The organism is Pseudokineococcus marinus (assembly GCF_013004605.1).
Lineage (GTDB): Bacteria > Actinomycetota > Actinomycetes > Actinomycetales > Quadrisphaeraceae > Pseudokineococcus > Pseudokineococcus marinus.
Window position 1 is genome coordinate 1 of sequence record NZ_JABEMA010000132.1, and the last position, 8,471, is coordinate 8,471.

Below are 8,471 nucleotides of genomic sequence, written 5' to 3' on the forward strand. Positions count from 1 at the left end.
GATGGTGCGCCCCTCGGCGACCAGCGTCGCGGGGACGGCCTGCGGGTCGGGCAGGGCGGCCCGCCACGGGTCCTCCCCGGCGACCCGCCCGACGAGCAGCGCGGCGGCCTCGTGCAGCGACGGGTGCCCGGGCGCCCAGCCGTCGAGGTCGTCCCACCCCAGCGGCCAGGACACGGGCGTGCCGGGCCGCACCCGGGGGCTCCAGGCGCACGCGAGCGTCCCGCCGCCCGCGCGGGTCGGGTCGAGGAAGACCCGCCCGCCGCGGTCGGCGAGGAGGTAGGCCGTCGTCGCCACCTCCGGGCCGAGGCGCTCGGCGCGCGCCGCCAGCGCACGGGTGGCCGCGGCGGCGTCCTCGACCGCCAGGCCCCGCACGGGGACGACGACGTGGAGGCCCTTGGCCCCGCTCGTCTTGACGGCCGAGGCCAGGCCGGCGTCGTCGAGCGCCGCGCGCACGAGCCGGGCCGCGGCCACGACGGCGTCCGCCCCCGCCCCCTCGGGCGGGTCCAGGTCGAGGACGAGCCGGGACGCTCGGCCCTCGCCGTCGAGGACGGTGGGGTGCAGCTCCACGGCCCGCTGCCCGGCGAGCCACACGAGGGTCCGGACGTCCTCGACGAGCGGGTACCGGACGGTCCGGTGGGAGGCCTCCGACCACACCTCCCGCACCGCGACCCACGGCGGCGCCGAGGCGGGCAGGTTCTTCTGGACGAAGGGCCGCTGACCCGGCCGGACCCGGACGACGGTGAGCGGGCGGCCCGCGAGCTCGGGCAGCAGGCGGTCCGCCGCGGCCTCGACGTGGTCGACGAGGTCGCGCTTGGTCGCGCCGGCGCCGTCGAAGAGCTCGTCGTCGAGGGAGCTGAGGGGGACGCCGTGGCGCTCCTCGGCGGGGCCGGGGCTGCGGGGCACGGGGGCAGTCTGCGCCCGCGAGGGCTGGCGGCACGAGGCCTCGCGGTGCTATGCATAGCAGCACAAGGTGTCGGGCCGGCGTGCGGACGCCGGGAGGAGGCGGTCGTGCGGATCGACAAGGACCTCGTGGCGGCGTCGGCGTCGCCGCTGGTGCTGGGCCTGCTCGCCGAGGGCGAGACCTACGGCTACGCGCTGCTGCAGCGCGTGCGGGAGGTCAGCCGCGGGGAGCTGGAGTGGGCCGACGGGATGCTCTACCCGCTCCTGCACCGGCTCGAGCGCCAGGGCTGGGTCGTCGCCGAGTGGCGCACCCCGCCCGGGGAGCGGCGCCGGAAGTACTACGCCATCACCGACGACGGCCGCGCGGCCCTCGTCGAGCAGCGCCGCCAGTGGGGCGCCGTCGTCCGGGCGCTCGAGGGCGCGTGGCCCGCCGCGGCGTCGCCCGCGGTGGGCGGCCCTGCGCTGGGGACGGCGTGATGGCGCACGCGACGGACCCGGGGCGGACGCCGTCGGGAGAGCCCGGCGGACCCGCCGACCTCGAGGCGCGCGTCGCGGACTGGCGCGCGCACGTCGGCCGGTCGCCCGCCGTCTCGCCGGCGGACGTCGAGGAGCTCGAGGCGCACCTGCGCGACCAGGTCGACGACCTCCGCGCCGCGGGGCTCACGGACGACGAGGCCTTCCTCGTGGGCGTGCGCCGCCTCGGCGCCGTCGACGCCCTGTCGGCCGAGTACGCCCGCGAGCACGGCGACCGGCTGTGGAAGCAGCTCGTCCTCGCGCCGCCGGGTGCGGCTGCGGGACGCCGGCGACTGCGGCGGGCGGTGCTCCTGGCCGTCGGCGCCGCCCTGGCGGTGCAGGTGCTGCGGCTGCTCGGCGGGACGCTGGGCGAGGTGGCGGTCGCGGGCCTCGCGCCCGTCGTCGTCCTGCCCTTCCTCGCCGCCCTCGTCGGGGCCGGTCGCGAGGACGGCGAGCGCCTCGGCGCGCGGTGGCTCGTCGTCGCCGCCCCCTTCGCCGCCGGTGCGGCGCTCGTCCTCCTCCCGCCGTGGGCGGAGGGCTCGTCGACGCAGGTGCTCGTCGCCCTGCACCTGCCCGTCGTGCTGTGGGCGGCCGTCGGGTACGCGCTCGTCGGCGGGCGGTGGCGCTCGCCGTCCGCGCGCATGGACGTCGTCCGCGCCACGGGCGAGTGGGTCGTCTACTACGCGCTCATCGCCCTCGGCGGCGGCGTTCTCGTCGGGGCGACGGTCCTCCTCCTCGCCCCGCTCGGGGACGCCGTCGTCGAGCAGGTGCTGCTGTGGCTCGTGCCCTCGGGGGCGGCGGGCGCCGTCGTCGTCGCGGCGTGGCTCGTGGAGGCCAAGCAGTCCGTCGTCGAGAACATGGCGCCGGTGCTGACGGCCGTCTTCACGCCGCTCTTCGCGGTCGTGCTGACGGCGTCGGCGACCGTGTACGCGCTCACGGGGCTCGCGGCCGACTTCGACCGGGACCTGCTGCTCGGCTTCGACCTGCTGCTGCTCGTCGTGCTGGGGCTCGTGCTCTACGCGCTGTCCGCCCAGCGGCCCGACCGGCGTCCGGGCGCGATGGACGTCGCCCAGCTCGTCGCCGTCGTCGCCGCGCTCGTGCTCGACGCCCTCGTGCTCGTCGCCCTGCTGGGGCGCGTCGGCGACCTGGGTCTGACGCCCAACCGCGTGGCGGCTCTGGGGCTCAACGGTGTGCTGCTCGTCGACCTCCTCGTGGCCGCCGTCCTCGCGGCGGGCTTCCTCGCCGGCCGGGTCCGCGCCGACCGGCTCGCGCGCTGGCAGACGTCGTACCTGCCGGTCCTCGTGGCCTGGGCGGCGCTCGTCGTCCTCGTGCTGCCGCCGGTCTTCTCCTACCGCTGACCGCCTCCCCGCGGTCGGCGTCCGCGGGCCGGCGGCGCCGCGCGGCGCGCCTCACGGGCGCCGCGCTCGACCCACCCGCGCAGCTCGTCGTCGTCGGTCAGGGCCGCCGGCGCGACGAGCACCCAGCCGCGGGTGGGCCGGTCGCGCATGACGACGGGCCCGACGTCCGGGCGCTCGAGCAGGCCGAGGGCCTCGTCCGGGTCCACGCGCACCATGAGCCCGCCGCTGCCGCTGACGGCGACCGCCATGCGCCCGCCGAGCAGGACGGCGAGACCGCCGAACATCGCCTTCTCGGCGCGGTCGCGCTCGGCCGCGAGCGCCTCGCGGACGCGCTCGGCGAGGTCCTCGTCGTAGGCCACGCCAGGAGTGTGGCGCCGTCCCGCCCTCCGCAGGGCGATGAGCGCAGCCGCCGGGCCGGGTCGACCCCGGTGAGGGGCGCCGCACCGGGCGGGGCCCCTGAGACCCGAGGGGGACCGGTGCGCACGCTCGCGATCACGCAGAACGTCACGCTCGACGGGCGGGTGGAGATGCTCGGCGACTGGTTCGTCCCGCAGGCGCAGGGGGACGCGGACAACGGCGACCTGCTCGAGGAGAACCGGCGACAGGACGCCGCCGCCGACGCGCTGCTCGTCGGGCGCCGGACCTTCGAGGACCTCCGCGGGTACTGGCGCGACCTTGAGGGCGACACGACGGGGATCTCGGAGTACCTGGACGGCGTCCGCAAGCACGTCGTCTCGGCGACGCTCGACGAGCCGGCGTGGGAGGGCGCGGACGTGCTCCGGCCGTCGGGAGCCGACGACCTGGTCATCCAGGTGCGGCGGTTGAAGGAGGCGGACGGGCAGGACGTCGTGTGCACCGGCTCCATCACCCTGTGCCACGCGCTCGTCGCGGCGGACCTCGTCGACGAGTACCGGCTCTTCACCTACCCCGTCGTGCAGGGCGCCGGGCGGCGCCTCTTCCCCGACGGCTACGAGGCGTCAGGGCTGCGGCTGGCCGAGGCGACCGCCTTCCGGTCGGGCATCGGCTACCAGCGCTGGGTGCGCCGCTGACGGCGGCCGCCCCGCGTGAGCGCGCCCGACCTGCTCGACGGGGGTGACCGTCCTCGGTCACCGTCGTCGAGCAGGTCCGGCGGAGCGCGACGTCCTCAGCGCTCGTGCGTCGGGTTGAGCACCCGGTCGAGGAAGTCGCGCGTGCGCGCCTCCCGCGGCGCGCCGATGACCTGCGACGGCGGGCCCTCCTCGACCACGACGCCGCCGTCCATGAAGACGACCCGGTCGGCGACCTGCCGGGCGAAGGCCATCTCGTGGGTGACGACGAGCATCGTCATGCCCTCGTCGGCGAGGTCGCGCATGACCTCGAGGACGTCACCGACGAGCTCCGGGTCGAGCGCCGACGTCGGCTCGTCGAAGAGCATGAGGTCGGGCTCCATCGACAGGGCCCGGGCGATCGCCACGCGCTGCTGCTGCCCGCCGGAGAGCTCGGCCGGGTAGGCGCCGCCGCGGTCGCCGAGGCCCACGCGGTCGAGGTTCGCCTGCGCCCGCCGCTCCGCCTCGGCCTTCCCTACCTTCGCGACCTTCCGCTGCGCGACCGTGCAGTTCTCGATGACGGTGAGGTGCGGGAAGAGGTTGAAGCCCTGGAAGACCATGCCGACGTGGCGGCGGACGGCGTCGATGTCGCAGTCGGGGTCGGTGACGTCGGTGCCGCGGACGAGCACGCGGCCGCCGCTCGGCTGCTCGAGGAGGTTGACGCAGCGCAGGAGCGTGGACTTGCCCGAGCCGGACGGCCCGATGACGCAGACCACCTCGCCGCGCCGGACCTCCAGGTCGATGCCGGTGAGGACCTCGGTGTCGCCGAAGCGCTTGACGAGGCCGTCGAGCACGACGACGTCGTCCCCGGCCGCAGGGGTGGTGCTCATCGCGACCTCGCCGTCCTCGCCTCGAGGCGCCGCACGAGGATCCCGAGCGGCACGGTGATGATGAGGTAGCAGGCGCCGGCGACGAGCACGGGCGTGAGGCTCCGGTACTGGGTGAGGGCCTGGCGCCCGAACTGCGCGAGCTCCTGCTGGGCCGTCGTGCTGCCGAGGAGGAAGGCCAGCGAGGAGTCCTTCGTCAGCATGATGAGCTCGTTCGTCAGCGGCGGCAGGATGATCCGGAACGCCTGGGGGATGACGATGGTCACCATCGCCCGGCCCTGCGACATGCCGAGCGAGCGCGCGGCCTCGACCTGGCCCCGGGGGACGGCCTGGATGCCCGCGCGGATCGTCTCGCCGATGTAGGCGGCCCCGACGAGGCCCAGCGCCAGCATGATCGTCACGTAGCGGTTGAGGAAGGTGCCGGGGAAGGCGAGCGGCACCCCCGTGCCGATCGCGAGGAAGACGAGCAGCGCCGGCAGGCCCCGGAAGAACTCGATGTAGCCCGTGGCCAGCCACCGGTAGGGACCCACGCTCGACAGGCGCATGAGCGCGAGGACGAGCCCCAGGGCCAGCCCGAAGGCGAAGCCGAGCAGGGTGAAGGTCACCGTGTTGAGGAGCGCGACCGACAGGACCGACGGGAACTGCGCGGCGGCCACCTCGGGGTCGAGGAAGGCGCGCTGGATCTGCCCCCAGTCCGCGGTGAGCGCGACGACGAGCACGACGGCCACGAGCAGGGCGTACTGGACCGCCCGCACCACCTGCCCACGACGGCGGGGCGAGCGCAGCGCCCCGCGCAGGCCGGTCGGGCGCGCGTCGGCGGTGGTCGAGCTGGTCACCGGGCCTCCTGGCCTCGTGGGCCCGCCGGGCGGTGGTGCCGCCCGGCGGGGTCGTGGGTCAGCTGGCCGAGGCGCTGGGGGACGGCGACGACGAGGCGCTCGGCGCCGAGCCGAACCACTCGGTGTAGATCTCGTCGTAGGTGCCGTCCTCGCGGATGCGCTCGAGGGTGGTGTCGACCTGGTCGAGCAGCGCGGTGTTGCCCGTGCGGACGCCGATGCCGTACTGCTCGCCGGTGTCGAACTCGGTGGTGACGGCGAGCTCGGGGTTGTCGGCGACGAAGTCGAGGAGCACGCCGTTGTCGTTGATGCCGGCGTCGACCTGCCCCGTCTGCACGGCCGTGAGGAGCAGGCCGAGGTCCTCGTAGGTGACGAGCTCGGCGCCGGGGATGTTCTCGGCGGCGTAGTCGGCGCCCGTGGTGCCCGACTGGACGGCGAGCTGGAGCCCGTCGAGGTCCTCCGCGGAGCTGATGCCCGAGTCGGCCGGGACGAGCAGCGCCTGCGTCGCGTCGAAGTAGGGCGTGGAGAAGTCCATGTTCTCCTCGCGCACGTCGGTGATCGTCATGCCCGCGGCGGCGACGTCGCACTGCCCGGCGTTGAGGGCCTCGCCGGACTGGATGGTCTCGAAGGGGATGTTGACGATCTCCTGCTCGACCCCGAGGTCGGAGGCGATCTCGTCGACGACGTCGACGTCGAAGCCGACGACCTCGTCGCCCTCCTGGAACTGGAAGGGCTCGTAGGGCAGGTGCGTGCAGGTCGTGATGACGCCGTCGCTCACGAGCTCGACGCCGCCGCCCGTGCTGCCGCCGCCACCGGCGGCGGTCCCGCCGTCGTCACCGCCGCACCCGGCCGCGCCCAGCAGCGCCAGCGCGCTGACGGCGGCGGCGACGGTCGTCCTGGTCCTGCTCACGGAGTCCTCCGGTGCTCGGGTGCGCCCGCGCGCGTCGACGTGCGGGGTGGGCGCACTCTGCCACCGCGGGCGTCGGCGGCGTCGGCGCCGGTCCGTGGTCGTCGCGGACCGTGACGCCACCGTGACCGGCTCACCCCTCGGGTGCCGCCGCTGCTGCTGCCGGTGCGGGGGCGCTGCGCGGTCGCCCGCCCCGGCGCGCGGCCGGGGGCAGGCGGTGCACGGCCAGGGCGATGAGCGGGGTCCCCACGAGCGTGGGCAGGACCCAGGCGAGCGGGCTCGACCACTGCGTGAGGAGGAAGGCCGTGACGAAGGAGAGGTAGGACGCGCCCATGAGGCGGACGTGGGCCGCCAGCCAGCCGGGCGGGCGGCGGCGGGCCAGCGCCGCTCCGGCCAGCGCGGTGGTGAGCGTCGCGGCGGCGATGATGGCGAGCCCCCACAGGCGACCTGGGTCGAGGGCCGCGAGGGCGAGGGCGGTCGTCGTCATGACGACCGTGACGGGGACGTAGACCCGCCCCGCCAGGCCGTGCCGGTCGCGCCGCTTCGGCAGCGCCATGACGACGGGCCCGAGCAGGAGCCCGGCGCCGCCCGCGACGACGTGGGGGACGAGCAGGGCGGTGTGCAGGTCCATGAGGGCTCCCGTCGTCCACTGTGGACTGTGTGAGTGCCGAGCGTGACACCGTCTACTGTGGAACGTCAAGGGTGACGTGCGAGGACGGTGACGAGGAGGGGCGGGTGGCGACCACGCTCAACGCGACGGCGGCGTCGCTGCTGGGCTTCCTGCACGACGGCCCGCAGTCGGGCTACGACCTCGTCGGCACGGCGGAGCGGTCGATCGGCAACTTCTGGAGCCTCACGCGCAGCCAGGTGTACCGGGAGCTCTCGGCCATGGCGGGCGCCGGGCTCGTCGTCGCGCAGGAGACCGGCCCTCGCGACCGGCGCGCGTACGCCCTCACCGACGACGGCCGCGCGGCGTTCCGCGCGTGGCTGGCCCGGCCGCCGGCCGAGGAGCAGATCCGGTACCCGCTGCTGCTCACCCTGGCCTTCGCCCGCCACCTCCCCGCGGGCGAGCTGGCGGCCTTCGTCGCCCAGCACCGAGCCGTCCACGCCGCCCGCCTCGCGGGGTACCGCCGCGAGCGGGCCGAGGCGCTGGCCGCCGGCGCCCGGCCCGTCGACCTCGTGACCCTCGACTTCGGGCTGCGCTACGAGGAGGCGGTGCTCGGGTGGTTCGACGCGCTGCCGCCGGAGGTCACCGGCGGCTGAGCTGGGCGCGGCCGGCCTGGGTCGTGCGGTCGCTCCCGCGGCTGTCGGCGCCGCCTGCCACCATCCGGCCGTGGACGACCTGGCCGCCGTGACGACCGAGCGCCTCGAGCAGAGACGTCCGGTGGAGGAGGACCTCGACGAGGTCCACGCGCTGCACGCCGACCCGGGCGTGGGGGAGCACCTGCCGAGCGGCTGCGACGTCCGGCTCGCCCACGCCGACCACCCGGTGCCGGACCGCGCTCTCGCCCTCCTGGTGCGGTCGTGACCGCTCCCGACCCACCTCTGTGGGAGGGGCTCGTGCTGCGCCGCCTCGGCGAGGAGGACTGGCGCCTCTGGCGCCGGCTGCGGCGGGCAGCGCTCGCGGACGCCCCGGGCGCCTTCGGCTCGACCCTCGCGCAGTGGAGCGGCGACGGCGACCGCGAGGAGCGCTGGCGCGCCCGCCTGCGCGACGTCGCCCTCCACCTCCTCGTCGAGCGGGACGGCGAGCCGGTCGGCGTCGTGGCCGCCGCCGCGCCGGGGGAGGAGGACGTCGTCGAGCTGCTCTCGCTGTGGGTGGCCCCGGAGGCGCGGGGCACCGGGGCGGGTGACGCGGCCGTCCGCGGCGTCGTCGCGTGGGCCGCCTCGGAGCACCCCGGCGTCGACGTCGTCCTCTCCGTGGCGCCCGGGAACGACGCGGCGGCGCGTCTCTACGCGCGGCACGGCTTCGTCGACGACGGGCCCTCGCCCGACGCGGGCTGCGAGCGGCGCCTGCGGCGCCGGGTCTGACCGGCGCCGGCGGGGCCGCC

Annotated in this window: 12 protein-coding genes; 6 read left to right on the top strand and 6 right to left on the bottom strand. The window is 76.3% G+C overall.

The annotated features are described in order from the left end of the window. A partial coding sequence (gene ligD / locus HLB09_RS09750) for a non-homologous end-joining DNA ligase LigD (protein WP_171203191.1) occupies window positions 1-903 on the bottom strand: 903 nt, incomplete at its 3' end. A 105-nt stretch (window positions 904-1,008) separates the two neighbouring features. Between ligD and HLB09_RS09755 the strand changes: the two genes are divergently transcribed. Both HLB09_RS09755 and HLB09_RS09760 read left to right on the top strand, forming a co-directional pair. Then, window positions 1,009-1,377 carry a PadR family transcriptional regulator gene (locus HLB09_RS09755; RefSeq protein WP_171203192.1) on the top strand — a complete coding sequence of 123 codons (369 nt, stop codon included), beginning with the start codon at window positions 1,009-1,011 and terminating at the stop codon, window positions 1,375-1,377. Next, window positions 1,377-2,771, top strand: coding sequence for a permease prefix domain 1-containing protein (locus HLB09_RS09760; protein ID WP_171203193.1), 1,395 nt, complete (start codon window positions 1,377-1,379; stop codon window positions 2,769-2,771). The genes HLB09_RS09755 and HLB09_RS09760 overlap by 1 nt, the downstream gene beginning before the upstream one ends. Here HLB09_RS09760 and HLB09_RS09765 read toward each other — a convergent pair. Beyond that, the gene (locus HLB09_RS09765) at window positions 2,762-3,130 is read right to left on the bottom strand and encodes a TfoX/Sxy family protein (protein WP_171203194.1); all 369 of its coding nucleotides are present in this window, start codon (window positions 3,128-3,130) and stop codon (window positions 2,762-2,764) included. The two genes, HLB09_RS09760 and HLB09_RS09765, sit on opposite strands and share 10 nt — an antisense overlap. A gap of 117 nt (window positions 3,131-3,247) precedes the next feature. Here HLB09_RS09765 and HLB09_RS09770 point away from each other — a divergent pair, with 117 nt between their 5' ends. Continuing rightward, entirely contained in the window at window positions 3,248-3,820 is a 573-nt protein-coding gene (locus tag HLB09_RS09770; RefSeq protein ID WP_171203195.1) for a dihydrofolate reductase family protein, read from the top strand. A 95-nt stretch (window positions 3,821-3,915) separates the two neighbouring features. Here the strand turns inward: HLB09_RS09770 and HLB09_RS09775 are convergent, their stop codons facing one another. From HLB09_RS09775 to HLB09_RS09790, 4 genes are all read right to left on the bottom strand, one after another. Next, on the bottom strand, window positions 3,916-4,686 hold the full coding sequence (locus HLB09_RS09775) for an amino acid ABC transporter ATP-binding protein (RefSeq protein WP_171203196.1): 771 nt from the start codon (window positions 4,684-4,686) through the stop codon (window positions 3,916-3,918). After that, window positions 4,683-5,480: an amino acid ABC transporter permease gene (locus tag HLB09_RS09780; RefSeq protein WP_409372996.1), complete on the bottom strand. Its 798-nt coding sequence runs from the start codon at window positions 5,478-5,480 to the stop codon at window positions 4,683-4,685. The genes HLB09_RS09775 and HLB09_RS09780 overlap by 4 nt, the downstream gene beginning before the upstream one ends. A gap of 97 nt (window positions 5,481-5,577) precedes the next feature. Continuing rightward, entirely contained in the window at window positions 5,578-6,426 is an 849-nt protein-coding gene (locus HLB09_RS09785; RefSeq protein ID WP_212770856.1) for a transporter substrate-binding domain-containing protein, read from the bottom strand. Window positions 6,427-6,556: 130 nt separating this feature from the next. Continuing rightward, a complete protein-coding gene (locus HLB09_RS09790; protein WP_171203197.1) occupies window positions 6,557-7,054 on the bottom strand; it encodes a DUF2306 domain-containing protein in 498 nt (165 codons plus the stop codon). 104 nt (window positions 7,055-7,158) lie between these two features. Here HLB09_RS09790 and HLB09_RS09795 point away from each other — a divergent pair, with 104 nt between their 5' ends. The 3 genes from HLB09_RS09795 (at window position 7,159) to HLB09_RS18530 (ending at window position 8,451) form a co-directional block, all read left to right on the top strand. Then, window positions 7,159-7,686 carry a PadR family transcriptional regulator gene (locus HLB09_RS09795; protein ID WP_171203198.1) on the top strand — a complete coding sequence of 176 codons (528 nt, stop codon included), beginning with the start codon at window positions 7,159-7,161 and terminating at the stop codon, window positions 7,684-7,686. Window positions 7,687-7,756: 70 nt separating this feature from the next. Next, the gene (locus tag HLB09_RS09800) at window positions 7,757-7,951 is read left to right on the top strand and encodes a hypothetical protein (protein ID WP_171203199.1); all 195 of its coding nucleotides are present in this window, start codon (window positions 7,757-7,759) and stop codon (window positions 7,949-7,951) included. Next, a complete protein-coding gene (locus HLB09_RS18530; RefSeq protein ID WP_212770857.1) occupies window positions 7,948-8,451 on the top strand; it encodes a GNAT family N-acetyltransferase in 504 nt (167 codons plus the stop codon). Before HLB09_RS09800 ends, HLB09_RS18530 begins: the two co-directional genes overlap by 4 nt. Window positions 8,452-8,471 lie beyond the last annotated feature (20 nt).

Coding starts and splice junctions, on each gene's coding strand:
- HLB09_RS09760 (WP_171203193.1), top strand. CDS start 1,377: ATGGCGCACGCGACGGACCCGGGGCGGACGCCGTCGGGAGAGCCCGGC.
- HLB09_RS09775 (WP_171203196.1), bottom strand. CDS start 4,686: ATGAGCACCACCCCTGCGGCCGGGGACGACGTCGTCGTGCTCGACGGC.
- HLB09_RS09790 (WP_171203197.1), bottom strand. CDS start 7,054: ATGGACCTGCACACCGCCCTGCTCGTCCCCCACGTCGTCGCGGGCGGC.